The sequence below is a fragment of the Saccharococcus sp. Marseille-Q5394 genome (assembly GCF_946901335.1).
GTDB classification, from domain to species: domain Bacteria; phylum Bacillota; class Bacilli; order Bacillales_A; family Planococcaceae; genus Sporosarcina; species Sporosarcina luteola_C.
Window position 1 is genome coordinate 342,464 of the sequence record NZ_CAMPPQ010000001.1, and the last position, 25,418, is coordinate 367,881.

28 protein-coding genes are annotated in these 25,418 nt (G+C 44.8%); all 28 read left to right on the forward strand.

The features are described from left to right. Positions 1-171 precede the first annotated feature (171 nt). The 28 genes from OC538_RS01705 (at position 172) to aroA (ending at position 25,400) form a co-directional block, all read left to right on the forward strand. Positions 172-945, forward strand: coding sequence for a metallophosphoesterase (locus OC538_RS01705; protein WP_262173021.1), 774 nt, complete (start codon positions 172-174; stop codon positions 943-945). A 43-nt stretch (positions 946-988) separates the two neighbouring features. After that, positions 989-1,963: a YpdA family putative bacillithiol disulfide reductase gene (locus OC538_RS01710; RefSeq protein ID WP_262173022.1), complete on the forward strand. Its 975-nt coding sequence runs from the start codon at positions 989-991 to the stop codon at positions 1,961-1,963. A 41-nt stretch (positions 1,964-2,004) separates the two neighbouring features. Continuing rightward, complete coding sequence (gene prsW, locus OC538_RS01715; RefSeq protein WP_262173023.1) at positions 2,005-2,706, forward strand: glutamic-type intramembrane protease PrsW; 702 nt, start codon at positions 2,005-2,007, stop codon at positions 2,704-2,706. Between the two features lie 127 nt (positions 2,707-2,833). After that, the gene (gene sleB / locus OC538_RS01720) at positions 2,834-3,610 is read left to right on the forward strand and encodes a spore cortex-lytic enzyme (protein WP_262175082.1); all 777 of its coding nucleotides are present in this window, start codon (positions 2,834-2,836) and stop codon (positions 3,608-3,610) included. A 59-nt stretch (positions 3,611-3,669) separates the two neighbouring features. Beyond that, on the forward strand, positions 3,670-4,956 hold the full coding sequence (locus OC538_RS01725) for a PepSY1/2 domain-containing protein (RefSeq protein WP_251695288.1): 1,287 nt from the start codon (positions 3,670-3,672) through the stop codon (positions 4,954-4,956). 95 nt (positions 4,957-5,051) lie between these two features. After that, entirely contained in the window at positions 5,052-5,690 is a 639-nt protein-coding gene (locus tag OC538_RS01730) for a flagellar brake protein (RefSeq protein WP_262173024.1), read from the forward strand. Positions 5,691-5,901: 211 nt separating this feature from the next. After that, positions 5,902-6,579 (forward strand): (d)CMP kinase, encoded by a 678-nt coding sequence (cmk, locus tag OC538_RS01735; RefSeq protein ID WP_262173025.1) that lies wholly within the window; start codon positions 5,902-5,904, stop codon positions 6,577-6,579. After that, positions 6,576-7,157 carry a lysophospholipid acyltransferase family protein gene (locus OC538_RS01740; protein WP_251694665.1) on the forward strand — a complete coding sequence of 194 codons (582 nt, stop codon included), beginning with the start codon at positions 6,576-6,578 and terminating at the stop codon, positions 7,155-7,157. The genes cmk and OC538_RS01740 overlap by 4 nt, the downstream gene beginning before the upstream one ends. Positions 7,158-7,237: 80 nt before the next feature. Beyond that, the gene (rpsA, locus tag OC538_RS01745) at positions 7,238-8,377 is read left to right on the forward strand and encodes a 30S ribosomal protein S1 (protein WP_251694664.1); all 1,140 of its coding nucleotides are present in this window, start codon (positions 7,238-7,240) and stop codon (positions 8,375-8,377) included. Between the two features lie 245 nt (positions 8,378-8,622). Then, positions 8,623-9,933, forward strand: a complete 1,311-nt coding sequence (gene der, locus OC538_RS01750; protein ID WP_251694663.1) for a ribosome biogenesis GTPase Der — start codon at positions 8,623-8,625, stop codon at positions 9,931-9,933. Positions 9,934-9,984: 51 nt separating this feature from the next. After that, a complete protein-coding gene (locus tag OC538_RS01755; RefSeq protein ID WP_251694662.1) occupies positions 9,985-11,004 on the forward strand; it encodes an NAD(P)H-dependent glycerol-3-phosphate dehydrogenase in 1,020 nt (339 codons plus the stop codon). A gap of 48 nt (positions 11,005-11,052) precedes the next feature. Next, positions 11,053-11,241, forward strand: a complete 189-nt coding sequence (locus OC538_RS01760) for a DUF2768 domain-containing protein (protein WP_410055858.1) — start codon at positions 11,053-11,055, stop codon at positions 11,239-11,241. Between the two features lie 2 nt (positions 11,242-11,243). Beyond that, positions 11,244-11,957, forward strand: coding sequence for a hypothetical protein (locus OC538_RS01765; RefSeq protein WP_316044261.1), 714 nt, complete (start codon positions 11,244-11,246; stop codon positions 11,955-11,957). Positions 11,958-12,056: 99 nt separating this feature from the next. Continuing rightward, positions 12,057-13,535, forward strand: coding sequence for a stage IV sporulation protein A (gene spoIVA / locus OC538_RS01770; RefSeq protein ID WP_251694660.1), 1,479 nt, complete (start codon positions 12,057-12,059; stop codon positions 13,533-13,535). Between the two features lie 253 nt (positions 13,536-13,788). Beyond that, positions 13,789-14,061 carry an HU family DNA-binding protein gene (locus OC538_RS01775; protein ID WP_037561579.1) on the forward strand — a complete coding sequence of 91 codons (273 nt, stop codon included), beginning with the start codon at positions 13,789-13,791 and terminating at the stop codon, positions 14,059-14,061. A 169-nt stretch (positions 14,062-14,230) separates the two neighbouring features. After that, a complete protein-coding gene (gene folE, locus OC538_RS01780; RefSeq protein WP_262173026.1) occupies positions 14,231-14,794 on the forward strand; it encodes a GTP cyclohydrolase I FolE in 564 nt (187 codons plus the stop codon). A gap of 71 nt (positions 14,795-14,865) precedes the next feature. Then, entirely contained in the window at positions 14,866-15,087 is a 222-nt protein-coding gene (gene mtrB, locus OC538_RS01785) for a trp RNA-binding attenuation protein MtrB (RefSeq protein ID WP_060205214.1), read from the forward strand. A gap of 45 nt (positions 15,088-15,132) precedes the next feature. Then, positions 15,133-15,867 (forward strand): heptaprenyl diphosphate synthase component 1, encoded by a 735-nt coding sequence (locus OC538_RS01790; protein ID WP_251694658.1) that lies wholly within the window; start codon positions 15,133-15,135, stop codon positions 15,865-15,867. Positions 15,868-15,885: 18 nt separating this feature from the next. After that, the gene (locus tag OC538_RS01795) at positions 15,886-16,581 is read left to right on the forward strand and encodes a demethylmenaquinone methyltransferase (RefSeq protein WP_262173027.1); all 696 of its coding nucleotides are present in this window, start codon (positions 15,886-15,888) and stop codon (positions 16,579-16,581) included. A gap of 25 nt (positions 16,582-16,606) precedes the next feature. After that, complete coding sequence (locus OC538_RS01800; protein WP_251694656.1) at positions 16,607-17,581, forward strand: polyprenyl synthetase family protein; 975 nt, start codon at positions 16,607-16,609, stop codon at positions 17,579-17,581. An 88-nt stretch (positions 17,582-17,669) separates the two neighbouring features. Further along, positions 17,670-18,116, forward strand: coding sequence for a nucleoside-diphosphate kinase (gene ndk / locus OC538_RS01805; protein WP_251694655.1), 447 nt, complete (start codon positions 17,670-17,672; stop codon positions 18,114-18,116). A gap of 146 nt (positions 18,117-18,262) precedes the next feature. Continuing rightward, the gene (locus tag OC538_RS01810; protein ID WP_251694654.1) at positions 18,263-19,033 is read left to right on the forward strand and encodes a CheR family methyltransferase; all 771 of its coding nucleotides are present in this window, start codon (positions 18,263-18,265) and stop codon (positions 19,031-19,033) included. Between the two features lie 152 nt (positions 19,034-19,185). Further along, positions 19,186-20,367: a chorismate synthase gene (aroC, locus tag OC538_RS01815; protein ID WP_251694653.1), complete on the forward strand. Its 1,182-nt coding sequence runs from the start codon at positions 19,186-19,188 to the stop codon at positions 20,365-20,367. A 1-nt stretch (position 20,368) separates the two neighbouring features. Beyond that, the gene (aroB, locus tag OC538_RS01820; protein WP_251694652.1) at positions 20,369-21,475 is read left to right on the forward strand and encodes a 3-dehydroquinate synthase; all 1,107 of its coding nucleotides are present in this window, start codon (positions 20,369-20,371) and stop codon (positions 21,473-21,475) included. Beyond that, a complete protein-coding gene (gene aroH / locus OC538_RS01825; RefSeq protein WP_251694651.1) occupies positions 21,472-21,837 on the forward strand; it encodes a chorismate mutase in 366 nt (121 codons plus the stop codon). The genes aroB and aroH overlap by 4 nt, the downstream gene beginning before the upstream one ends. Positions 21,838-21,863: 26 nt before the next feature. Further along, on the forward strand, positions 21,864-22,958 hold the full coding sequence (gene hisC, locus OC538_RS01830) for a histidinol-phosphate transaminase (protein WP_251694650.1): 1,095 nt from the start codon (positions 21,864-21,866) through the stop codon (positions 22,956-22,958). Between the two features lie 2 nt (positions 22,959-22,960). Further along, positions 22,961-24,076, forward strand: coding sequence for a prephenate dehydrogenase (locus OC538_RS01835; RefSeq protein ID WP_262173028.1), 1,116 nt, complete (start codon positions 22,961-22,963; stop codon positions 24,074-24,076). 16 nt (positions 24,077-24,092) lie between these two features. Further along, positions 24,093-25,400: a 3-phosphoshikimate 1-carboxyvinyltransferase gene (gene aroA / locus OC538_RS01840; protein ID WP_251694648.1), complete on the forward strand. Its 1,308-nt coding sequence runs from the start codon at positions 24,093-24,095 to the stop codon at positions 25,398-25,400. Positions 25,401-25,418: the final 18 nt, after the last annotated feature.

Genomic DNA, 25,418 nt, shown 5'->3' on the forward strand with positions numbered 1-25,418 from the left:
TGCCTTTTTCTTTTTATCCCGCATTAACGGGCTGTAAGATCACCGCTTCAGGTTGGAGCTAGAAATAAAATGAGAGGTAGGGATCAACAGCCAGTAAATGCCCGTTTGTTTCAACTACACAATCAGTGGATAACATCACTGATTGTAGTTTCACTTTATGGCAGGTGTAAAATGAAAAGTGTATTGACTGGTTTAGCGTGCTTTGCAGGAATGATTTCTGGTATTCTTGCATATATGTTCATTTATGCACGTCAGAAGAATATCATTCACCATTCATTTTCCGTTCGAAAAGATGGCTTGAGTGATAAGGAGTTGTCCGTTTTTTTTATTTCGGACATTCACCGAAGAAGGATTGATGGACAACTGATGAGTAGAGTAAAGTCTTTTGGAAAGATTGATATCATCATCATAGGTGGAGATCTTGCAGAAGGCGGCGTCCCTCTTTCACGCATTGATTGGAATGTGAAACAGCTCTCACAGCTTGCTCCATTATTTTTCATATGGGGCAATAATGACCGGGAAGTCGGGGAACTGGAGATACGAAGTATTATTGAAAAGCATGGCGGTATAATATTGGAAAATTCGGACGCGATTATCGAAAGTCATCCGCATTGGGGAATTTGTGGAACGGATGACCCATCAAGCGGTAATGTGGACATAGACGCTGCATTGAAAAATGCAGATTCATACGATTATTTGATTGTCGCGACTCATACCCCATCCTTATTCCGTAAAGTGGAGAAGGTTTGCAAACCCGAGCTGATGGTGGCTGGACATATGCACGGAGGTCAAATCAGATTTGGTAGATTTGCATTACATCCTTTAGGACAGTTCAACGAAGTGAACGGAAAAGCGAGATTGATCAGTAATGGATATGGCACCTCTCTAGTCCCGCTTCGTTTTGGGGCTGCTCCGGAAAGCCATGTCATAACGATAAAATATTGAATACTAAGCAAGTTGCGAACGATTGTAAGGAGAATGATGAAAATTGATTTATAAAGATGCAATTGTGATCGGTGGAGGGCCGTGTGGTCTATCTGCCGCCATCGAATTGAAGAATATCGGGTTGGACGTATTAATAATCGAGAAAGGGAATATCGTCAACTCGATTTATCGTTATCCGACTCATCAAACTTTTTTCAGTTCGAGTATTAAGTTATCCATTGGAAATATCCCTTTTATTACTGCGAAAGAAAAACCCAAACGGAATGACGCGCTCGTCTATTACCGGACAGTGGCAGAACTAAAAGACCTTTCTGTCAATAGTTTTGAAACGGTTGAAACAGTCGAGAAAGCAAATGGTCTTTTTACGGTGAAAACAGATGTCGCGACCTACAATGCGAGGTTCGTCATCGTCGCGACAGGTTATTATGACAACCCTAATTCGTTGGACGTACCCGGCGATTCATTACCGAAAGTGTACCATTACTTCAAGGAAGCACACCCGTTTTATAGGAGAAGAGTAGCAGTCATAGGCGGCAAAAACTCAGCAGTGGATGCTGCCATCGAATTGGCACGAGCTGGCGCTGCTGTGACAGTCATATATAGGGGATCCAATTATTCACCTAGCGTCAAGCCATGGATCTTACCCGGTTTCGATAGTTTGGTTCGCAGCGGTGAAATTGATATGTACTTTAATGCGAATGTTGTCGAAATAACAACTGATTCCATTAGTTTTGAAACGGATGGCGTGCGCAAGACGATTGAAAACGATGCTGTTTTTGCGATGATCGGTTATCACCCTGACCACGAGTTTCTGAAAAGGATGGGAATCAAAGTCGACGAGGAGAGCGGCCGACCTGCTTTCAATGAAAATACGATGGAGTCCAATGTGGAAGGTTTATATATAGCAGGAGTGATTGCTGCAGGGAATAATGCAAACGAAATTTTCATAGAAAATGGACGTTGGCATGGCGGTTTGATTGCAGAACATATTGAGTTGATTTTAAGCGACCGTAAATGATGGCAGTACGTTAGAATGGCAGGGAAGGGGGCCTCCTGGTAATGATCATATTGCTGACAGTCGCGATTGCGCCGGGACTGGCGCTTTTCAGCTATTTCTATTTGAGGAAGCAGATTGCAAAAGAGCCTTCTCGTACATTGTTTCATACATTCATATATGGAGCGATGATGACTTTTCCGATCATGTTCATACAGCACGTTTTCGAAGAGGAGAACATCATACCGAATGATTTTTTCAGGAATGCGATTTTTACGAGTTGGATTGAAGAGTTCTTTAAATGGCTTATCCTGTTAATAGCAATATTTAAGCATGTCGAATTTGAAGACGCATATGATGGAATTCTATATGGTGCCAGTGTGTCGCTCGGTTTCGCGACTGTCGAAAATATCCTTTATTTATTCATTTTCGGTATGGACACGGCTTTTCTAAGGGCCCTCTTGCCTGTATCAAGCCATGCGCTGTTCGGTGTCGTAATGGGGTATTACTTAGGGAGGGCGAAGTTTACGACCGTCTCAAACCGTAAAGGCATGTTGTTCTTCGCCTTCTTCGCACCCTTCATCCTCCATCTCATATACAATGGGATCTTGGGAGTGAATGATTTCTCATTGTACTTAATCATTCCATTTATGCTCTGTCTCTGGTGGTTCGGATTGACACGGGTGAAATTCGCCCATACTTTCGCGATGCAGCAATTCCGGAGTAAAGCTGATAACGAAATGAAAGTTAAGGATAATAGCATATGATTGTCAAGAGAAGGTCTGGCTAAAGAAGCCAGATCTTTTTTTATGTTGTGAGGATAATAAAAAGAATTTGTTTGGACAAACTGAGAGAAAGGAGGGCATGAATGTGAAGAAATTACTATTACGTATAATGACTGTTGCATTATTGCTTGGAACGGCTTATGCAACTTCCCCGATTGAAATCGATGCGTTCAGCTCACGCGAAATTGCAAGAGGGGCTACAGGAGATGATGTAATCGAGCTCCAGGCAAGACTTCAATACGCGGGATTCTATAACGGTAAAATCGATGGGAAGTTCGGGTATGGCACCTATTGGGCGCTTCGGAATTTCCAAGACAAATATGGTTTGCCGATAGATGGTATTGCCGGCTCCCAAACGAAAAAGAAGTTGACGTCAGCTTCCAAGTACGATGAGAAATTTGTAATGGACAATTTAAAGAAAGGAAATCAGTTCACCCATTACGGTGGAACCCCTCTATCCGCTCAAGTGAAGAAAGGCGGAGGCGGAGGCGGCGGCGGCGGCAATGAGAATATGAATTTGCCATCAAAATACTCACAACAAGACTTGAATCTCATGGCAAATGCCGTTTATGGGGAAGCTAGGGGAGAGCCGTATGAGGGGCAGGTTGCTGTTGCAGCCGTCATATTGAACCGAGTGGAACATCCCGATTTTCCAGATACCGTCTCAGGAGTCATCTTCCAACCGTTAGCCTTCACAGCTGTGGCTGACGGACAAATTTGGTTGACGCCGAATGAACGGGCGAAAGAAGCGGTCCTTGATGCATTGAACGGATGGGATCCTTCCGAAAACTCGATCTATTATTTCAATCCAATCACCGCTACAAGTAAATGGATTTGGTCCAGACCGCAAGTTAAGAAAATCGGCTTGCATATCTTTTGCCATTGATGGCTACGTGAAAGGTGGATTGCGAATGGCTCTGACAGGAAGGGCTATTTACATTGACTATGAAAAAAATGATATTTGTGCTTGCGTATGCGTTAGTCGTAGTTTCGGTTTTCGCCTTTACGAAGGCAACTGAGAATAATAAATTGGCGATTTTATTAAGTAATCAATATGCCCAGCAAATGGCGGACGCCTCGGACAAAATGGAGGAGCTTGATACTGCTGTAAAACAGACGCTCCTCTTCAACCATTCCGAAGGCTCAAAAAAAGCAAGGGAGGATATTTGGAGACTGTCTTCGGATATTAAGCGATCTGTCGCTTCATTGCCATTAGACACAGCTTTTTCGACCTCATGGATGAATTATTTGGGGAGAATTGGCAATTATGCCAAAGTGGCAGATGCATCAAGCGATCCAGGGGAATATCATCAAGTGATGTCCCAGGCTTCTAAAAACTTGGGCGTCATGCATGATGATTGGAGGCTTGCTACAGCAGGGCTCATCAATGGTCGATATTCAATGGATGAATGGAATAATAAGCTGAATGCCTCGAATCCTGATTTTGATTGGTCCAATCTAGGTACAAGCATTAAACAATACACAGAAGCCGACTTTCCTTTGACTGCCAGCGAGTCGGATGCCATGAAGAAGAAGGAATTGAAAAACATTGACGAGGCTAAAGTGACACAGGCAGAGGCAGTGGAACGATTCAAGACGCTCTTTCCGCAAGTATCGAACGATGTCGTCGGGGTGGACATGAGCAAGCCAGGTGCGCCCTACCCTTTCTATCACATCCGTTTTACTGATGGGGAATCCATTGGCTACATCGATATTACTGAAAAAGGTGGACATGTACTTTCCTATCTGGCGGAAAGACCATTTGGCAAGAATTCCGTTCCTTTTAATGACTTGAAAAAGTATGCGGAAGAATTCCTCAAGGCTGCAGGGTATAAAGACCTTGTCTATGAAGAAGCACGGGAAAATAATACTGCATGGCATTTCGTATTCGTGAGGGAAGAACCATTCTATGGGGCAAAAGTGTTCTCCGATGTCATCCATTTAAAAATCGCTAAGGACACGGGTGATATCATCGGGTTAAATGCCATGGAGTATATCCAAAAAGAAAAACTTCATCGACAGTCCATCAAGAAAGTGGATTGGAAACAATACTTCCACAAAGATGTTCAGCTAATGGAGAATGAACTTGCTTACGTGGAGAATGAAAGAATGGAACAAAGGCTTGCACACTATTTAAAGGTGACTCGTGACGAGAATGGGCATATTGGAACGTATAATGTACTTGTAGATACTGAAACTTCCGAAGTAATCAAAACAGAAAAGCTCGAATGATAGCATGTATAGTTCTAACGGACTGAAATTTTACATTGGAATTTACACCTACCCGTGACATAATAGATGTATCTATAAAAGGTGGGTGTGTTGCAATGCGTCTTTCAATTGGTACGAGTGTAATGATCGATAAGGATTTCACCGAAACCGGTGATAAGTATAAAAGTAAAGTAGTCGACTTGAACGATGGATTTGTATTGATCGATTATCCTGCTCATATCGATACCGGTAAGACAGCCTTCTTTATGGATGGGACGCAGTTACTCATTTCCTTTGTGGAAAACAAAATGTCCTATGCATTCCGTACTGAAGTGGCTGGAAGGGTAAATAGAGGAATACCTATGTTGAAGTTGACCTATCCCGGGGATGATCAGCTGATTAAAATACAAAGACGCGAATTTGTTCGAGTCGAGACTGTGATTGATGTAGCTGTTGCTATTGAAGGTATTTTCCAGCAGTTCGTTGCGGAGGACATCAGCGCAGGAGGAATAGCTCTCAATATCGGTCAAGATGATCTATTCGAAGGAACGGATTTCGTTTCGTTGACAATCGCACTTCCTTATGTAAATGATGACATTAAATACATTAGGACTGAGGCAAAAGTGGTACGGGTTTGGGAAAAGGATGACCGCCTTATCGCCTCTCTGGAGTTTGCCAAGATCAGCACGACTGATAGGCAGAACATTATTCGCTTCTGCTTTGAGAGACAATTGCTTGCTAGGAATGAATTGTGAAGTGTTATGCAGGGGAAAGTCCTAGTTGTTCAGGACTTTTCCCTTTTCTGTTTAAAAAGCGGAAGGTGGCGGTTAGGTGCGACAGGCATAAGGAGAAGATGCGGAGTGGTGTTCTTTGCCACGCAGCAGCTTAAACTTGTGACCCGAGCACCTGCCACCTGAAGCTAGATTGTGTTACAATGTTTTCGAATTGAATTCGGGGGTAGATGATATGTTAAAAGGAATTAGCATTGCTATTGATGGACCTGCAGCAGCGGGTAAAAGTACGATTGCAAAAAGGATTGCACAGAAATTGCATTACACGTATATTGACACAGGTGCGATGTACCGCGCTTTGACGCATAAAGCGATCCTTTCGGACATAGATATGGATAGTGATAACGATTTGGCTGATTTACTAATGAACACGGAGATATTACTGATTCCTGAAAAAGGCGGTCAAGCTGTATGGATCGATGGAGTCGATTGTTCAGACGTAATCCGGTCTCAGCAAGTGACTGGAGCTGTTTCCAAAGTGGCTTCACATCCGACAGTCCGGAAAATGATGGTGGAAAAGCAACGGGTACTTGCAAACGACTCCGGTGTTGTAATGGATGGGCGCGATATCGGTACGGAAGTTCTTCCGAATGCGGGCTTGAAAATCTTCATGACTGCTTCTGTGGAAGAAAGGGCAGAAAGGCGCTTTCAGGAAAATGAGCAGCGCGGGATTCATTCTTCGCTTGAACAGCTGAAAAAGGATATCGAAAAGCGCGATCGTGCTGACAGTGAACGGGAAGTATCACCTTTGAAGAAGGCGGAGGATGCCATTCTGGTCGATACGACTTCTATGTCCATAGATGATGTAGTCGATAAAGTGATTGAACTTGCGGAAGCGAGGCTGGAACGATGAATCTATATCCTTTTGGAAAATTTCTTGTCAGTACGATATTCTATCCTCTTTATCGAGTTAAAGTGATTGGTGCGGAGAATTTCCCTGCTGAAGGCGGAGTACTTTTGTGTACGAACCATATTGATAATCTGGATCCGCCTGTCGTTGGCATGACTTGCCCACGAACCGTTCACTTCATGGCGAAGGAGGAACTGTTCAATGCTCCGATCTTGAAAACCATTCTACCGAAAGTGAACGCCTTTCCGGTTAAACGGGGCATGAGCGACCGTGAAGCTTTCCGGAAGGCTTTGAAACTATTGCGGGGCGGCCATGTAGTCGGAATGTTTCCGGAAGGGACAAGAAGCAAAACCGGAGAACTAGGAAAAGGGCTTGCGGGTGCAGGTTTCTTTGCTTTAAAAGGAGAAGCGGTTGTAATGCCATGTGCAATCATAGGACCTTATAAACCATTCCGTACTTTGCGGGTCGTCTATGGTAAGCCGATAGATATGACACCCTACCGCGAAAGCAAGGCGTCAGCGGAAGAAGTGACAGAAGTCATCATGAATGAAATCCGCATCCTTTTGGAACAGCATAAATAAATTAATAAGGTTAATTTTTTGTTTTTATGCATCGATTCGAATAATATAGAGATAGGATTCATTATGGAGGAGGACTACATATGACTGAAGAAATGAATTTGGATGAAATGAACGGATATAAAGAAGGTGACCGTGTCACTGGTAAAGTGACAAAGATCGAAGACAAATCCGTATTGGTCGAAATTACAGGAGCGCCTTTTGATGGTGTCATCCCCATCAGTGAACTATCCAGTCTCCACGTTGAAAAGGCTTCCGATGCAGTACAAGTCGGAGATGAACTCGAATTGATCATCACGAAAGTGGAAGATGAAAATTATGTCCTTTCCAAGCGGAAAGTCGATGCGGAAAACGCATGGGATTCCCTTGAAGAGAAATTCAATAACCAGGAAACAATCGAAACTGAAGTGAAGGATGTCGTGAAAGGCGGCCTTGTCGTCGATCTTGGTGTCCGTGGTTTTATCCCGGCATCCCTTGTAGAAGATCATTTCGTCGAATCATTCGAAGATTACAAAGGGCGTATGATGGAATTCAAAATTGTCGAAATGGACAAGGAGAAAAACCGTCTTATCCTTTCCCACCGCGCCGTCCTTCAAGAGGAGAAAGCGAGCAAGAAAGAAGAAATCCTTGAAGATCTGAAAGAAGGGCAAGTGCTGGAAGGGACTGTACAACGCATCGCTTCGTTTGGAGCTTTCGTTGACATCGGTGGTGTGGACGGTTTGGTCCATATTTCACAGCTTTCACATGAGCATGTGGAAAAAGTGTCCGACGTGTTGAAAGAAGGGGAGAAAGTTAACGTGAAAGTCCTCTCGGTCGACAGGGATTCGGAACGTATTTCATTATCCATCAAAGAGACATTGCCAGGACCATGGGAAAACATCGAGGAAAGAGCGCCGAAAGGATCCGTCTTGGAAGGCACTGTAAAGCGCCTCGTATCGTATGGCGCATTCGTTGAGGTATTCCCAGGCGTGGAAGGGCTAGTCCACATTTCCCGGATTTCCCACCAACATATCGGAACCCCTCATGAGGTACTTGAGGAAGGGCAAAAAATCGATGTGAAGGTTGTCGATGTGAATGCAGATGAGAGGCGGCTTTCCCTCAGCATCAAAGACCTTCTTGAGAAGGAAGAGGTCGAGTCATACGGTGATTATGAAATGAAAGAAGAGTCGGGCTTCTCCTTAAGTGATGTCATCGGTGATCAATTGAAGAAATTCACTGAGTGATATTTGACAAATTATCGAACAAACGAATGAAACGCAACTGTATGGGTGATGGTGCTTACATAGGCATCATCATCTTTTTTTGCGTCTAGACTCCGGGCGCCAGTCCCTCGAGTCGCTTCAGACCTGTCGAAAAGGCAAAGTGCGCCTTTCCGGCAGGTCTTTCAGCGCTTGTCGGGACTAGGCTGGCGCCCTGCGCTTTTGTTCTGTATAATACACAAGAGATATATTGGAAGGGTGTTTAATTAATGAATAAACCAACCGTAGCGATTGTCGGAAGACCGAACGTAGGGAAGTCGACAATCTTCAACCGTATCGTTGGAGAACGTATTTCGATTGTAGAGGACGTACCCGGGGTAACTAGGGACCGGATATATAGCTCGGCTGATTGGCTATCGCATGATTTTAATCTGATTGATACAGGCGGCATTGACATCGGAGATGAGCCAATCCTGGAACAGATCCGGATGCAGGCGGAGATTGCCATCGAAGAAGCTGATGTCATCATCTTTTTGACAAATGGTCGAGAAGGCGTAACTGACGCGGACGAGCATGTTGCCAAGATCCTTTATAAAACTAAGAAGCCGATAGTTTTGGCAGTGAATAAAGTTGATAATCCGGATATGCGTGATATGATCTATGATTTTTATTCGCTCGGTTTTGGCGATCCATATCCTATTTCCGGATCCCATGGACTTGGGCTTGGTGATTTGCTGGATGCTGTTGCAGCAAGCTTTCCCGAAGCAGGGGAAGAAGTCGAAGAGGATGACGTTATCCGCTTTTCATTAATTGGAAGACCGAATGTCGGTAAATCATCACTCGTAAACGCATTGCTTGGAGAAGATCGTGTCATCGTCAGCGATGTAGCCGGAACGACAACGGATGCAACCGATACACCGTATGAGTACGAAGGTCAGAAATACAAGATCATCGATACTGCAGGTATGCGCAAAAAAGGTAAAGTGTATGAGAATATGGAGAAATACAGTGTTTTACGGGCATTAAAAGCAATCGACCGATCGGATGTCGTCCTGATTGTCCTCAACGGCGAAGAAGGAATCCGTGAACAGGATAAGCGGATTGCGGGTTATGCGGAAGAAGCCGGGAAAGGCGTCATGTTTGTTGTGAATAAATGGGACGCTATCGAAAAGGACGATAAAACAATGAATCGTTTCAATGAGGATATTCGCAAAAATTTCCTCTTCCTTGACTACGCGCCGATTGCCTATGTTTCAGCAAAGACGAAGCAACGAGTCACGACATTATTCGACCAAATAAAAATGATAAGCGAAAATCACGCTTTGCGTATCCAATCAAGCGTATTGAATGAAGTGATCGAGGATGCTGTCGCACGTAATCCTGCCCCGTCCGATAAAGGTCGCAGACTGCGCATTTATTATGCGACCCAAGTTGCTGTCAAGCCACCGGTCTTCATTGTGTTTGTCAATGAACCGGAATTGATGCACTTTTCGTATGAACGATTTCTGCAAAACCGCCTAAGAGAATCTTTTGGATTTGAAGGGACGCCGATCCGACTGATTACACGGGCGAGAAGCTGACGACGAACTTAATACAGATACAGTTTCGTAATTACTAATGAGGTGAATGTATTGGAAAAAGTATCAGTGATCGGGGCAGGTAGCTGGGGGACTGCAATCGCATTCGTCCTCGCTGAAAACGGCCATGATTGCCTGCTATGGACGAGAAGGGCGGAACAGAGCGCCGAAATTAATGAAAAACATACAAATGCTTCGTATTTGCCGGGCATTACCTTGCCTGAAAATCTTAAGGCGAAATCCGATCTGGAAGCGGCCGTACAGCATGCTGATATTATTGTCATTGCAGTTCCAACGAAAGCGATTCGGGCTCTAAGTGCCGAAATCAATCAGCTTGCCGACAAATCTAAGTTGATCATCCACGTCTCCAAAGGCATCGAGCCGGATACATTGAAGCGGATCTCCGAAGTGATCGAGGAGGAAATGTCTCCGGACAAACGAAAGGCAATTGTTGCACTTTCCGGCCCAAGCCACGCAGAGGAGGTCGTTCTTCGGCATCCGACGACGATTACAGCGGCTTCCTTCGACAATGAGGCCGCAGAGCACGTGCAGGACCTTTTCATGAATCAATATTTCCGGGTATACACAAACGATGATCTGATTGGTGTGGAACTCGGGGCTGCATTGAAAAATGTCATTGCCCTAGCAGCCGGAATCACGGATGGCATCGGTTATGGGGATAATGCCAAGGCGGCGCTCATTACGCGCGGTTTGGCAGAGATCACAAGGCTCGGCGTGAAGATGGGTGCGAATCCGCTGACCTTTTCAGGCTTGACGGGTCTTGGCGACTTGATTGTGACTTGCACAAGCGTCCATTCGCGGAATTGGAAGGCCGGCAATCTATTGGGCCAAGGGAAGTCATTGGATGAAGTCGTCTCGGGCATGGGGATGGTCATTGAAGGGGTACGTACTACAAAGGCAGCCTATCAACTATCGAAGCGATACGATGTATCGATGCCATTGACTGAGGCGTTATATTCGGTCCTCTTCGATAATGTCCCGCCGAAGGAAGCTGTCGATCAGCTCATGAATCGAATGAAAAAGCAGGAAATAGAAGATATTTATTTCAAATAAGCTGTTTTGAGATACGAAAGGATGATTCACTTGTCCTCACTGGATAAAATGTGGCTGTCGTTTTACGCAATGGGTTTCATGGCTATCTCCATGGGACTCATCTACGTAAGCAGACATAAGCTATCGAATAGATTATTGAAATTCATTTTTGCCCTTATCGCTTATTCGTTATTGATATTTTCATTTTTAGCGATGGTATACCTAGTGTTCAGTGGGCCTACTGGAGGGGGAAGATGAAGATGATGCGAAAAACATCCGTTTTGCTTCTGTCCGTTGTTGCCACTTTGCTTCTATTATCTGGATGCATGTACAAGGGTGAAGATAAGGCTGTCAGAGAAAATCCTTATGAAGATCAATTAGATTTGATCCAAAAAGCCGTCAATGCTTACAAGGAAAACAACGGAGGACTGCTCCCGATTAAAACGAAGGAGCAGGAAACAGATATGTACATAAAATATCCTATTGAATTTTCCAAGATAGTCCCTGCATACACTGAAAAAATCCCTTCCAATGCTTACGAAACCGGAGGAATTTATCAATATGTCCTCATGGATGTCGAGGAAAATCCGACTGTTAAGCTAGTCGATTTGCGAATTGCCGAGCGAATCCGAGATTTGAATCTTAGAAGGCATATCAATGGAAAGCTTCCCTTCAAAGATCCTGTAGGGGAGAATGTGTACGAAATTGATTATGCAGCTATGGGGTTCAAGGAGCCATTAAAGGTTGAAAGCCCCTATTCTGACGCCTTGCTGCCTATTGTGGTCGGAGGGGACGGTCATTTTTATGTCGATTATTCCATCGACTTGAACAGAGTTCTTCAGGAGGAAAAGCCTGACGTGAAAGAGGGGGAAGATATCCGTTATCTTCTGTCCGATTCTTACCCGATTTTGCCGGCTTATTCCTTGCCGTATACGGTGAATGAAAAAAACGAACCTGTTTTCTTGAAGAAGTGACTAACTTCATATGAGTCTCTCAAAACGTTTCATGCATTTTTAGCATGAAACGTTTTTCATTTACATAAACTAATATGCGCGAAAAAAGGAGGGCTTAGTATGAAAGAGGAATTATATGAAAATCTGGCTAGAAGAACGGACGGGGATATTTATATAGGTGTGGTCGGCCCTGTTCGTGTAGGAAAATCGACTTTTGTCAAAAGGGTGATGGAGGAGGTCGTCATACCGAATATGACGGATGCAGGCGATAGGGCAAGGGCACAGGACGAATTGCCTCAAAGCTCGCCAGGTCCGATCATCATGACGTCTGAACCGAAATTCGTTCCAGCGCAAGGCACCCAAGTCTCGATCGGGGAGGGGGAGCTATCCTTTCAAATTAGACTTGCGGACTGTGTCGGTTATGTGATTGACGGAGTGAAAGGATATGAGGATGAAGATGGTCCGAAATATGTCCATACACCATGGCATAATGAACCGATCCCGTTCGAGGAAGCTGCACGCATCGGCACGGACAAAGTAATTAGGGATCATTCTACAATCGGGATTCTTGTGACGACGGATGGGACAGTAAACAATATTCCAAGAGCTGCCGCGGAGGTAGCCGAAGATGAGATTGTCGGAAAGCTGAAAGAAATCGGCAAACCGTTTGTCATTGTCCTGAATTCCAAGATGCCGGCGCATGAAAAAACAGTTGCACTAAAGGAAAAGCTGCACGAAAAACATGGAGTACCTGTCATCGCGATCAGTGCCGACCAATTGAACGCGCAGGAGATCCAACTAATTCTGAAGGAAGCTTTGTACGAATTCCCGATTACGGACATCGAATTGCAAAAGCCGGACTGGATGGATGTGCTCGGGTCCGAACATGAGATGAATGCAGCGATTGACAATGTCATCAATGAAGGATTCCTCGAAGCGTCGAAAATCCGAAAAGTACAAGAACTGGCAGAGCGGCTGAAGGATGAAAAGTACGTTAGAAATGCCGAAGTTGTCGATGTAGATGCTGGGAAAGGAAAGGCGACCGTCAATATTGAGATGGATGAGCAGGCATTCCGTGAAGTTTGCGAAAGCCTCATGCAACAAGAAATGAAAACGAAAAAAGATTGGCTTCTTTTTGTCAAAGATGCTGTCAAAGCGAAAAAATCGTATGATATGTATGCTGAAGCTATTGAAACCGCCAAAAAGACCGGTTATGGCGTCGCATTGCCAACAATCGATGATTTTCAGCCATCTCCTCCAGAGCTCATCAAGCAAGATAATTTCTATGGAGTGCGCATGAAAGCGGCAGCGCCGTCCCTTCACATCATCCGGATTGATATGGATGCTGAATTCTCGCCGTTGATCGGCTCAGAATTCCATAGCCATCACTTGCTGAAGGAATTAAAGAATGCCTATCTTCACGATCGAGATGCGCTTTGGCAGACACAGCTCTTTGGTACACCATTACATGAAGTGATGAAGGAGAGCATCCGTTTCAAAACGTCCTCCGTGCCGCCGAACGCTAGAAAAAGGCTCAGAGAAACAATCGAGCAGATGGTCAATGATGGAAATAAAGGTATGATTACGTTCATCGTATAGACAAGAAATTGTACGTTAGGTGATTCAGTTTATTACGACTTCTCAAGGCGGGATAAAGCCTGACATGTCAAGTGATATAGCGGTTTTTCAGAAAAAAGATCCGTTTTTGACGGATCTTTTATTTTTTTTCTGAAATAATCCGGAAAAGCCGTATAAACGTTGTTAATATTGTTGCGTCGCGGTTTTTAGTATGTTACTCTTTTTACAGTGTTTAAAGCATTTATGCTATAACCTTTGAGAGGAGGTGAATGGTGTGAACAAAACAGAATTGATCAACTCAGTTGCCGAAGCGGCAGGTCTGACGAAAAAAGATGCTACTAAAGCGGTTGAAGCTGTATTCGATACAATCCAATCAACACTTGCAAATGGTGATAAAGTACAATTGATCGGATTCGGTAACTTCGAGGTGCGTGAGCGTGCTGCCCGTAAAGGTCGCAACCCACAATCAGGTGAAGAAATCGAAATCGCAGCAAGCAAAGTTCCTGCTTTCAAAGCAGGTAAAGCGCTTAAAGATGCTGTTAAGTAATCTTTAAGTTTACATAGGAGCCCCTCCGCAATGTCTTATGACATAAACGTGGACGGGCTCCTTTTATATTCGCTTCCTAAATCGATAATCCGCTTACTGTACGTATCTTTGCGAGTATGCTACTATCTTTGAAGGAATAGCATTAGATTGGGATGAGGAGGAAGTCTGTATGAGAGAAGTGGATCTCGGTAAGATAGAGAAAGCAGTTTCGATGATCCTTGAAGCAATAGGTGAGGACGCCGAACGGGAAGGTTTACTCGACACCCCGAAAAGGGTCGCGAAAATGTACGCAGAAGTTTTTGAAGGACTACATATAGATCCAAAACAATATTTCGAAACGGTGTTCCATGAGAATCATGATGAAGTGGTGCTTGTGAAAGACATCCCATTCCATTCGATGTGTGAACATCACCTAGTCCCGTTCTTCGGTCACGCTCATATCGCATACATACCGCGCAACGGAGTCGTTGCAGGACTTAGCAAATTGGCAAGGGCTGTCGAAACGACTGCCAAGCGGCCTCAGTTGCAGGAAAGGATTACATCCACTGTTGCAAACGCGATGATGGATATGCTAAATCCGATTGGCGTCTATGTCATTATTGAAGCGGAACATATGTGCATGACAATGAGAGGGATTAAAAAGCCTGGTGCGAAAACAGTAACGACTGTCGCACGAGGGATTTACGAACACGATGATGTGAAAAGAGCAGAAATTCTGTCTCTTCTGAAGTGATCTGATGCCTTTGCGGATCAATTCATTTCTATGATATGATGGAATGTATATGGATGACAGGAGATGAGAACATGTCACAACCTGATTTTATCATGATCAAGGCGCAAGAAGATGGAGTGAATGTCATCGGACTCACTAGGGGCAATGATACGAAATTCCATCACACCGAAAAGTTGGATCGTGGGGAAGTGATGATTGCCCAGTTCACTGAGCATACGTCCGCCATGAAAATCCGTGGCAAAGCCGAAATCCACTCGGCGCATGGTATTGTCTACAGCGATGGAAAAGAATAGACATACGGGACCCTACTCATATGGTCTTTGAATGGAGAACCGAAGATGGACAGACAAACTATCAATCGATATATTCAAAATTATATAAGCGAAGTCGAACGTTCCATACAAGAGCCCATATTGAACAGGGATCTTGGGAAGGTGCCACTTGATGAAGCGAAGGCGTTTTTCCTCCTCTTACCTATGTTGAACAACGAGGAGTGGACCTCTGAGATGAATATATCTGCGATTGCGGTGGGCGCTGTACATGCGGCCTTCGACATGCATGACAGAGTGGACATCCTGGACGCAACTTCAAAGGTGCAGCAACTAATGGTCCTCTCTGGAGATCATTTCAGCGGCATCCACTATCGTTTATTGTCATCGCTTCCAGACTTCAGGCTCATCACTTCCATGTCGGAAATGATCGGGCATATTAATGAGACGAAGACGAATCTGTTAATGGAAGACTCTGATGGGATTGAGTTTCTTATCGACTCGATGATCAGCATAGAATCTGGATGTATCGTCGACTTTCAGAGCAGGTATGGCTTAACTAGATATTCGGAAATCGCTGAAACGGCATTGGGTCTCATCTGGTTTTTCAAGAAATTGATGAAAGATCCTACCGTCGAGCAAGTGTGGTCAGGAAATAGGATCAAAAAGACTGATGTAGAAGATGCGATTTCCATTTTAACTTCGAGGTTGCAAAACCAGCTTACCGAAGCCGGATTTTTGAGCCCGTTTTTAAGACAGGAAATCCATAGGTTTGCAACACCGCTCTTAGGCAAGCCTATTTAGAGAAAGAAGGGAAGACATATGGGGACGTCCAAAGAAGAGAAAGTCCATCACGTCTTTGAGAAGATCGCTGTTGATTACGATAAGATGAATTCCGTCATAAGTTTTAACCAACATATAAAATGGCGAAATGATATTATGGAACGAATGAATGTCCAAAAAGGATCCAGTGCATTGGATGTTTGCTGCGGCACTGCAGATTGGACAATTTCCTTGGCCGAGGCTGTCGGACCGGATGGAAAAGTGACTGGTCTCGACTTCAGTGAAAGAATGCTTGCGTCCGGAAGGCCAAAAGTTGCCAATTACAAAAACGTCGATTTAGTTCAAGGGAACGCAATGGAGTTGCCATTCCCGGATAATAGCTTCGACTATGTGACGATTGGATTCGGGCTACGGAACGTACCTGATTATGGACAAGTGCTGAAGGAAATGAATCGAGTATTGAAGCCGGGCGGCATGGCTGCGTGCTTGGAGACTTCGCAAACGGAGATCCCAGTTTACCGGCAATTATTCCGCTTTTATTTTAAGTACATAATGCCGATATTTGGAAAGCTTTTTGCGAAGAGCTACAAAGAGTATTCATGGCTCCAAGAATCGGCGGACGATTTTCCGGGATCAAAGCAACTTGCCCAAATGTTCGTAGATGCCGGTTTTCATGGAGTATCATATAAGAAGTATAGCGGTGGGGCTGCAGCCGGGCACATCGCGTTCAAATAATTGCATGTAGGGGAAGGTAATCGTCTTGGAGAAATTGAAGTTAATGTCGCTTTACGCAGATTTCCGAAAGGATCTTTCATTCATCGAAAAGGAACTTGAACGATCCGTCGATTCCTCTTCCCCGGTCATTCGGCAAGCCTCCCTACTACTATTGCGGGCAGGCGGAAAAAGGATACGTCCGATATTTGTCATCCTTTCGTCCAAGTTCGGTGAATATTCGATGGAAAATGTGGCGAAAGTGGCAGTATCCTTGGAATTGATCCATATGGCCTCCCTTGTTCATGACGATGTCATCGACAATTCCGATTTCCGCAGAGGCTTTGAGACGGTGAAGGCTAGGTGGAATAACAGGATTGCTATGTACACCGGCGACTACATCTTTTCACGTGCACTTGTCTCTATCGGAGAAATCGAAATGCCTGCTGTTCATCAACTGCTTGCTGAAACGATGCTGGAGATTTGTAAAGGTGAAATCATTCAATTTGAATACCAACAAAAAACGGACCAGACATTCCGCGACTATTTGCGTCGCATCAAAAGAAAAACGGCATTATTGCTATCTTCCAGCTGTGAATTGGGAGCGCTCGTCTCCGATGCAAGCCCGGATGTTGTCGGTAAGCTGAAACGATTCGGCTATTTTGCGGGAATGGCTTTCCAAATAGTAGATGACATACTCGATATCACATCAACAGATGAAAAACTCGGCAAGCCTGCCGGCAGTGATCTGTTAAATGGACATTTGACGTTGCCTACACTATACATAAAAGATGAACCCGAATTTCAACCATTCCTGTACCGTTCATTTGATGGTTCATTGACGGAAGATGAGCGGAGCCGAATGCTTGCCTATATCCGTAATTCCGGCGCAATAGAGAAATCACAGCAAGTGAGCGATATGTACTTGAGGAAAGCGATCGCGGAAGTGGAATCATTGCCGGATAATGAAGCGAAGAAGTCACTTTTGCAAATTGCGGACTTCCTAGGAAAAAGAAAGTTCTGAGCAACAGCCTACTAGTTGAAAGATCGTTGCCCGAGTGGTACGATCAGTAAGGATAAAATTCCATACATACGTGAAGGAGTGTTTATAAATGGAAAAAACATTTTTAATGGTTAAACCTGATGGCGTTCAACGTAATTTAATCGGTGAAATCGTAAACCGTTTCGAAAGCAAAGGGTTCACATTGGTTGGCGCTAAATTGATGCAAATCAGCCAGGACCTTGCTGAACAGCATTATGGCGAACATAAGGAGCGTCCTTTCTTTGGAGAGCTTGTAGACTTCATCACTTCCGGACCAGTTTTCGCAATGGTTTGGGAAGGTGAGAATGTAATCTCGACTGCACGCTTGATGATGGGTGCGACAAATCCAAAAGAATCTGCACCAGGCACAATCCGTGGCGACTTCGCTGTCACTGTCGGCAAAAACATCATCCACGGTTCCGATTCACCGGAATCTGCCGTTCGTGAAATCGGTCTTTTCTTCAAAGAAGAAGAACTCGTCAGCTATGACAAATCAATGGTAAGCTGGATCAACTAATTCAATTACAGACAGCCTCGCGGTCAAATGCGGGGCTGTTTTATTATTGCCCTAAATTTCGTCAAATTGAAGTCCATTTGGAAAGTGCCACATTTTGCATGTTCTTTCCGGTATAATAGGGAAAAAGAGAACCAGGGGGACTATTCATGTCAGATTACATCGATTTCATATCAAAAATAAAGAATAAGACCGGAATAGACTTATCACTATACAAAGAAGCTCAAATGAAAAGAAGGCTCACATCCCTATATGAAAAAAAGGGATTCCGCAATTTCTCTGACTATTATTTAGCCATACATAATGACAAACAGCTTCTGAACGAATTCCTCGATAGAATGACGATCAATGTCTCGGAATTCTATCGGAACGCCCAGCGTTGGGATGTCCTCGACAAGAAAATCTTCCCCATGTTGTTAGCCCAAAACAAAAAACTGAAAATATGGAGCGCGGCCTGTTCCACAGGGGAAGAACCATATTCCCTCGCCATGGTCCTATCATCTCACTTGCCGTTACGGGATATTTCAATTTTAGCGACAGACCTCGATGCCGGGGTATTGGAACGCGCAAAGGTCGGCCTTTATCAGGAACGGTCATTGAAAGAAGTTCCCAAACCTATCTTGGACAAATATTTCGTTAACGAAGGACAGCACTACCAAGTGAAAGATGAAATAAAACAGACAGTACAATTTAAACAGCAAAACCTGTTAGGGGATCCCTACGGTTCGGGTTTCGATCTTATTGTCTGCAGGAATGTAATGATCTACTTCACGGAAGAGGCAAAGGACCAGATTTACACTGACTTTTCAAAAGCGCTGGCTCCCGGTGGAATCTTGTTCGTCGGTAGCACCGAACAGATATTCAATCCATCCAAATATGGCTTTGAATCGGTGGAGACATTCTTTTACAGAAAGCTTTAATGATTAGCAGTTTATTGCAATTATCCTTTAAATCCGGAAAATATCCGGATTTTTTCATTAATACCTATAGTCAAAATTGTTTTAGTTTGATAAAGTGCTATGAAACGGATGTTTACTCCATCCTTAAGAATAGAGATAAAGGAGGAAATGAAATGAGGTTTTTTACAGCTGGCGAGTCACATGGACCACAATTGACAGCCATTATTGAAGGGTTACCCGCTCAAATGCCTTTAACGGCAGAAATGATTAACAATGAATTGAAAAGGCGTCAAGGCGGACATGGGCGTGGCCGTCGGATGCAAATAGAAAAGGATCAGGTCCTTATCACGTCCGGTGTGCGCCATGGGAAGACGCTCGGGTCGCCTGTGACGCTGACGGTCGTCAATGATGACTGGAAGCATTGGACAAGCATTATGGGAGTCGAACCGTTGGCGGATGATGTGAATCCCGAAGACATCAAAAGACAGATCACAAGACCTCGGCCAGGACATGCGGATCTAGTCGGTGGCATGAAGTACGGACACCGCGATCTGCGTAATGTTTTGGAACGATCCTCTGCGAGAGAGACGACGATGCGTGTGGCAGTTGGCGCTGTAGCTAAACAGTTTCTTCGTCTATTAGGCATCGAGACCGTCGCTCATGTAACAGAAATTGGTGGGATCACGACCAATCCAGACACTTATTCCGGATTGCCGTTGGATGAACTGCGAGCGATTGTCGAAAACGATCCTGTCTACTGTGCGGACCAAGAAGCATCAGTCCGGATGGTTGCAGCCATCGATGACATTAAAGGACGTGGAGACACGCTCGGAGGAGTCGTGGAGGTCATTATTGAGGGGTGCCCGCCCGGTATAGGAAGCTACGTACAGTTCGATCGTAAAATGGATGGGAAGCTTGCCGGAGCCATGATGAGCATCAATGCGTTCAAAGGTGTTGAATTCGGATTGGGTTTTAAAATGGCACAAAAACCTGGCAGTGAGGTTCATGATGAAATTGCCTGGTCAGAAGAACTCGGCTACTACCGCAAGTCCAATCGGCTCGGTGGACTGGAAGGCGGTATGACGACAGGCATGCCTATTGTCATCCGTGGCGTCATGAAACCGATCCCGACATTGTATAAGCCACTTGAAAGCGTGGATATCGATACGAAAGAGCCGTTCGTAGCAACAATCGAAAGATCGGACCCTTGTGCGGTGCCGGCGGCTTCTGTCGTTGCAGAGCATGTCATTGCAACTGAAATGGCTAAAGCGATCATGGAGGAATTCCGTTCGGATACGATAAAAGGCTTGAAGGAAGAAATTGAGCGATACAGACACTATGTAAAGGGGTTTTGATATGGGGAAATTGACCGTTCAATTGCCCGATGCGAAATATGACGTGCATATCGGTGAATATATATACGACTTGTTTTCATCCGATTATAAAGAATTGTTGCATAGCGCAGATCGGGTAGGCATCATCGCTGACGAAAATGCCGCTGACCTGCACTTGCCCATTCTACTCGACGCTTTACAAAAAGCAGATATTGCGCCTTTAGTAAAAATCGTCCCTCCTGGGGAAGAATGCAAAACACAGGAAGTCTATTTCGAGTGCCAATCCTATTTAGTGAACAAGAATTTCACTCGGAATTCCTTGCTTATTGCGTTCGGGGGAGGGGCTTGCGGGGATTTGACGGGATTCGTCGCCGCTACATACATGAGGGGGATCAAGTTTGTTCAATGCCCTACGACCATCCTGGCCCACGACAGTGCAGTAGGCGGCAAGACCGCCATCAATTTGCCGGAAGGGAAAAATATGGTCGGTTCTTTCCATCAGCCGGCAGCGGTGCTTTTCAATACTATGTTGTTAACGACGTTGCCGCCGCGTGAAGTCCGTTCTGGAATGGCGGAATTGATCAAACATGCATTCATTTCCGATGGGAATTGGTCAGAATCATTGTTGGAAGAAGAGACTTTTTCCAATCCGACGGAAGAGTGGTTTGCAGCAGAGCTTTTAAAAGGAATTCAAGTGAAGGCGGATATCGTTGTGGAAGATGAATTCGAGCATTCCACAAGGAAATACTTGAACTTCGGCCATACATTCGGCCATGCTGTGGAAGCCGTATGCGGTTTCGGAGGGTTGAGTCATGGGGAATGCGTCATGATTGGCATGGCTTACAGTTTCATCCTCAGTGAACGTCACGGAACGATTGACGCAGCTTTTACGAACCGGTTCATTCGCTTCGCCAAATACAATGGCTACTCGTTCGATCCTGTATTAGAGAATTCATTTGGCAGTTTCCTTGTTTTCATGGAAAAAGATAAAAAAGCCGCATTCGGCGAAATGAATTTCGTCATGTTGGAGAAGTTGGGTACACCTTTTGTGAAAAAAGTTTCAGCGGTTGAATGTGAACAGGCTTTTTTCGAATTGCAGAAAAGAATCGGAATGGGGGAGCGGTCATGACGGTTAGAGGTATAAGAGGGGCAACTACCGTTGTCTCAGATCAAACTGACGGAGTACTTGAAGCTACAAGAACATTGGTGTTGGAAATGGCTGAGCAAAATGGCATTTCTCCAACCGATATTGTTTCAGTCATTGTTTCAACTACACGAGACATTGAGTCGGCATTCCCTGCAAAAGCTGTCAGAACACTGGATGGATGGAAGTATGTACCGGTCATGTGTACGCATGAAATGGATGTTCCGGGATCAATGCCGCTATGTATCCGGATTCTCATGCACGTCAATTCTGAGACCCATCAAGAGGACGTCAAGCATATCTATCAAAACGAAGCAGTGAAGCTGCGGCCAGACTTGCAAAACTAAAATACATGCAGACCGGAGGAGTACATATGCAGTGGAAACAAGTTTTATCTACTATGAGACCTTATAAACCGGGCAGATCGACTGAAGAAGTGAAAAAGGCTTATCGCTTGGATAGTGTCGTAAAATTGGCTTCAAATGAAAATCCTTACGGCTGCGCGTCTACAGTAGCTGAGTTTTTAAGCAACACATCGATGCCGTATGAAATTTATCCAGACGGAAATGGGACAACCCTTCGTGCAAAACTGGCAGAAAAGCATGGCGTGGAGGAATCCTCAATCCTTTTCGGAAATGGTTCGGATGAACTTGTTTCAATCATTACACGTGCATTGCTTGATGAAAAAGTGCATACGATTATACCGACTCCGTCTTTTCCACAATACGCCCATAATGCTAAAATTGAAGGTGCGGATATAACGGAGATTCCATTAAAGAATGAACATCATGATCTGAACGATTTTATCAATGCGATAAATGATCGTACAGCAATCATCTGGGTGTGCAATCCGAATAATCCGACCGGAAGTCTTATTCCAAAAGCCGAGCTGGAAAGCTTTTTGGAGCAGGTTCCTGAAAACATCTTAGTCGTACTGGATGAAGCTTACTTTGAATACGTAACGGTTTCTGATCATATCGATTCGATTGGACTGATAGATCGGTTTCCTAACATTATTGTGTTGCGTACATTCTCGAAAGCGTATGGCCTTGCATCCTTTAGAATAGGGTATGCGGTCGGCTCATCCGATATTATTACCGAGCTGAATAAAGTGCGTAATCCATTTAACACCAATACGTTAGCTGTAGCAGTTGCAACCAAGGCTCTGGAAGACGATGCATTCATCGACATGTGCCGGGAATTAAATGCAAAACAGAGGAAGCGTTACAAGTCTTTCGCTAATGAAAAAGGAATCCATATGTATGATTCCGAAACGAACTTTGTATTGATGGAAGTACCGGGAGATGCGGACGAAGCTTCGGAATTTCTTTTGAAACACGGCTATATCATCAGAAGCGGCAATGCACTCGGGACACCAGGGTACGTTAGGATCACAATCGGAACAGAAGAGCAGAATACGGGATTACTACAGGCGTTCACTCTTTTGTTACAAGAAAAAGGTAGATAACAATGAATGAAAATATAGCAATTATTGGCTTAGGTCTTATTGGCGGTTCCTTGGCGCTTGCATTGAAGCGCGGCGGCCGCAATTTGCATATATCAGGATTTGACCGATCATATTCAACCGCGGATGAAGCTTACCGCCGTGGCATCATCGATACAATTGCACCATCCGCAAGAGCGGCATGCGAAAAAGCCGATTACATCATTTTTGCGACCCCTGTGAATACGACAATTGCATTGATGGAAGAAGCTTCACAATGGACGCTCAAAGAGAATGTCATCCTGTCGGATACGGGAAGTACAAAAAATCCGATCATGCAGGCGGCCGTTAGACTTCAAGACCGAGGATTGACATTTATCGGCGGGCATCCGATGGCAGGTTCCCATAAAAGCGGCATCGCGGCAGCGAAAGGACATCTGTTTGAAAATGCTTATTATGTGTTGACACCTAGCAATTGGACGAGTTCTGAACAAGTTGATAGCCTATCCAATTTATTGGCGCCTACAAAAGGTAAAATCGTCATCTTGGATGCGGCTGAGCATGATCGAATGACGGCGATTGTCAGCCATTTCCCTCACATTATCGCTTCCTCCCTCGTTGGCAGGTTGGCTGACCAGGAAAAAGAGCAGCCATTCGTGAAGGATCTAGCTGCCGGCGGCTTCCGTGACCTTACCCGAATCGCCTCAGCGGATCCGACGATGTGGCGCGATATTACAATTCAGAATCGGGAAGAATTACTTGGGCAACTGGATGGCTGGTTACAGGAAATGAATTCAATCCGCTCGATGATCCTTGAAAACGATCCCGATCGAATATATGATTTCTTTTCTGATGCGAAGGAGTTCCGGGATCAATTACCTTCCACTTTCAAAGGGGCAGTGCAAGGAGCTTTGTATATGACATTCGATTTGCATATCGATATACCGGATCATCCTGGTGTCATATCCGAAATCACAAAAATACTTGCTGATGAGCAAATCAGCATCACGAATATCCGGATTGTAGAAACACGAACAGATGTATATGGAATCCTCGTCATCAGTTTTCAGACGGCGGATGATCGGAAGGCTGCAAGGTCGGTCCTTGCGAAAAAAACGGATTATAGCATGCATATTCTCTAAAAAGGGAGGGCTCTTCATGGTGGAAACAAAAACAGTGACATTCAACAAGCCGATAGTAAAAGGTTCTGTAAAAGTGCCGGGGGATAAATCCATTTCGCATCGTGCTATCATGTTAGGGTCGATAGCTGAAGGCCGCACGAGGATAAAAGGATTCCTCGATGGGGAGGATTGCTTACGTACAATCGAGATTTTCAAGCGATTAGGCGTCTCCATTGAGCGTAGTGGAACAGACGTCTTGATTACGAGTCCCGGGATTAAGAAATGGGTCACTCCTACTGAAGAGCTATATGCCGGGAATTCAGGCACAACGGCTAGACTGATGCTCGGAATATTGTCGGGCTCGGCGGTTACTTCCACATTGACAGGCGACGCTTCCTTATCCAAGCGACCGATGAAAAGAGTGACCACCCCACTGCAATCAATGGGAGCAATGATTTCAGGCGATGAAGAAGGTGATTTCCTTCCACTTACAATCGTTGGATCAACGCTTGAAGGAATTGACTATAAGATGCCTGTGGCAAGTGCACAAGTGAAGTCTGCGATCCTTTTTGCCGGATTGAACGCAAAAGGAGAAACAGTCGTCAGAGAAACTGACGTTTCAAGGGATCATACGGAAAGGATGCTTCAGCAGTTCGGAGCTGAGCTTCTCAAGGATGGAAATACGGTACGCATCCAAGGAGGACAAGCTTTATCGGGGACGGACGTGATTGTTCCCGGTGATATTTCATCCGCGGCATTTTTCATGGCGGCTGCTGCTATGATCAAAGACAGTGAAGTGGTATTTACTAATGTCGGTCTGAATCCGACGAGAACAGGAATCATTGAAGTACTGAGGCAAATGGGTGCCGAAGTGGAAATACTTGAACATAACGGTGAAAAAGGGGAATATTACGGAGTAGTTAAAGTGGCGCATTCCCGATTGGAAGGGATTGAGATAAGTGGAGATATCATACCGACACTTATCGATGAATTGCCGATTATTGCGCTGCTTGCAACCCAGGCGACGGGTACAACAGTCATCAAAGATGCTGCGGAACTGCGTGTCAAGGAGACGGACCGCATTGCCGCCGTCACGGATGAACTGACGAAACTCGGCGCGAAAGTGGTAGCAACGGAGGATGGGATGATTATTGAAGGACCTACAGCCTTACTAGGAGGGGAACTGAGATCCTACGGCGATCACAGAATAGGGATGATGGCTGCCATTGCCGCTTTGGTGTCAGTTGGTCCAATCCACATTGAAGACCCATCTTGCATCGCCATTTCTTATCCGAACTTCTTTGATCATTTATCTCAACTCGTGATAGCGCGTAGTGAAGAATAATTTTCCTAATGTATACAA

What these genes read in the sequence shown, in the direction of transcription:
- OC538_RS01705 (WP_262173021.1), top strand. Translation starts at nt 172, where the DNA reads ATGAAAAGTGTATTGACTGGTTTAGCGTGCTTTGCAGGAATGATTTCT.
- prsW (WP_262173023.1), top strand. Translation starts at nt 2,005, where the DNA reads ATGATCATATTGCTGACAGTCGCGATTGCGCCGGGACTGGCGCTTTTC.
- sleB (WP_262175082.1), top strand. Translation starts at nt 2,834, where the DNA reads ATGACTGTTGCATTATTGCTTGGAACGGCTTATGCAACTTCCCCGATT.
- OC538_RS01725 (WP_251695288.1), top strand. Translation starts at nt 3,670, where the DNA reads ATGAAAAAAATGATATTTGTGCTTGCGTATGCGTTAGTCGTAGTTTCG.
- OC538_RS01730 (WP_262173024.1), top strand. Translation starts at nt 5,052, where the DNA reads ATGCGTCTTTCAATTGGTACGAGTGTAATGATCGATAAGGATTTCACC.
- cmk (WP_262173025.1), top strand. Translation starts at nt 5,902, where the DNA reads ATGTTAAAAGGAATTAGCATTGCTATTGATGGACCTGCAGCAGCGGGT.
- OC538_RS01740 (WP_251694665.1), top strand. Translation starts at nt 6,576, where the DNA reads ATGAATCTATATCCTTTTGGAAAATTTCTTGTCAGTACGATATTCTAT.
- rpsA (WP_251694664.1), top strand. Translation starts at nt 7,238, where the DNA reads ATGACTGAAGAAATGAATTTGGATGAAATGAACGGATATAAAGAAGGT.
- der (WP_251694663.1), top strand. Translation starts at nt 8,623, where the DNA reads ATGAATAAACCAACCGTAGCGATTGTCGGAAGACCGAACGTAGGGAAG.
- OC538_RS01760 (WP_410055858.1), top strand. Translation starts at nt 11,053, where the DNA reads ATGTGGCTGTCGTTTTACGCAATGGGTTTCATGGCTATCTCCATGGGA.
- OC538_RS01765 (WP_316044261.1), top strand. Translation starts at nt 11,244, where the DNA reads ATGATGCGAAAAACATCCGTTTTGCTTCTGTCCGTTGTTGCCACTTTG.
- spoIVA (WP_251694660.1), top strand. Translation starts at nt 12,057, where the DNA reads ATGAAAGAGGAATTATATGAAAATCTGGCTAGAAGAACGGACGGGGAT.
- folE (WP_262173026.1), top strand. Translation starts at nt 14,231, where the DNA reads ATGAGAGAAGTGGATCTCGGTAAGATAGAGAAAGCAGTTTCGATGATC.
- mtrB (WP_060205214.1), top strand. Translation starts at nt 14,866, where the DNA reads ATGTCACAACCTGATTTTATCATGATCAAGGCGCAAGAAGATGGAGTG.
- OC538_RS01790 (WP_251694658.1), top strand. Translation starts at nt 15,133, where the DNA reads ATGGACAGACAAACTATCAATCGATATATTCAAAATTATATAAGCGAA.
- OC538_RS01795 (WP_262173027.1), top strand. Translation starts at nt 15,886, where the DNA reads ATGGGGACGTCCAAAGAAGAGAAAGTCCATCACGTCTTTGAGAAGATC.
- ndk (WP_251694655.1), top strand. Translation starts at nt 17,670, where the DNA reads ATGGAAAAAACATTTTTAATGGTTAAACCTGATGGCGTTCAACGTAAT.
- OC538_RS01810 (WP_251694654.1), top strand. Translation starts at nt 18,263, where the DNA reads ATGTCAGATTACATCGATTTCATATCAAAAATAAAGAATAAGACCGGA.
- aroC (WP_251694653.1), top strand. Translation starts at nt 19,186, where the DNA reads ATGAGGTTTTTTACAGCTGGCGAGTCACATGGACCACAATTGACAGCC.
- aroB (WP_251694652.1), top strand. Translation starts at nt 20,369, where the DNA reads ATGGGGAAATTGACCGTTCAATTGCCCGATGCGAAATATGACGTGCAT.
- aroH (WP_251694651.1), top strand. Translation starts at nt 21,472, where the DNA reads ATGACGGTTAGAGGTATAAGAGGGGCAACTACCGTTGTCTCAGATCAA.
- hisC (WP_251694650.1), top strand. Translation starts at nt 21,864, where the DNA reads ATGCAGTGGAAACAAGTTTTATCTACTATGAGACCTTATAAACCGGGC.
- OC538_RS01835 (WP_262173028.1), top strand. Translation starts at nt 22,961, where the DNA reads ATGAATGAAAATATAGCAATTATTGGCTTAGGTCTTATTGGCGGTTCC.
- aroA (WP_251694648.1), top strand. Translation starts at nt 24,093, where the DNA reads ATGGTGGAAACAAAAACAGTGACATTCAACAAGCCGATAGTAAAAGGT.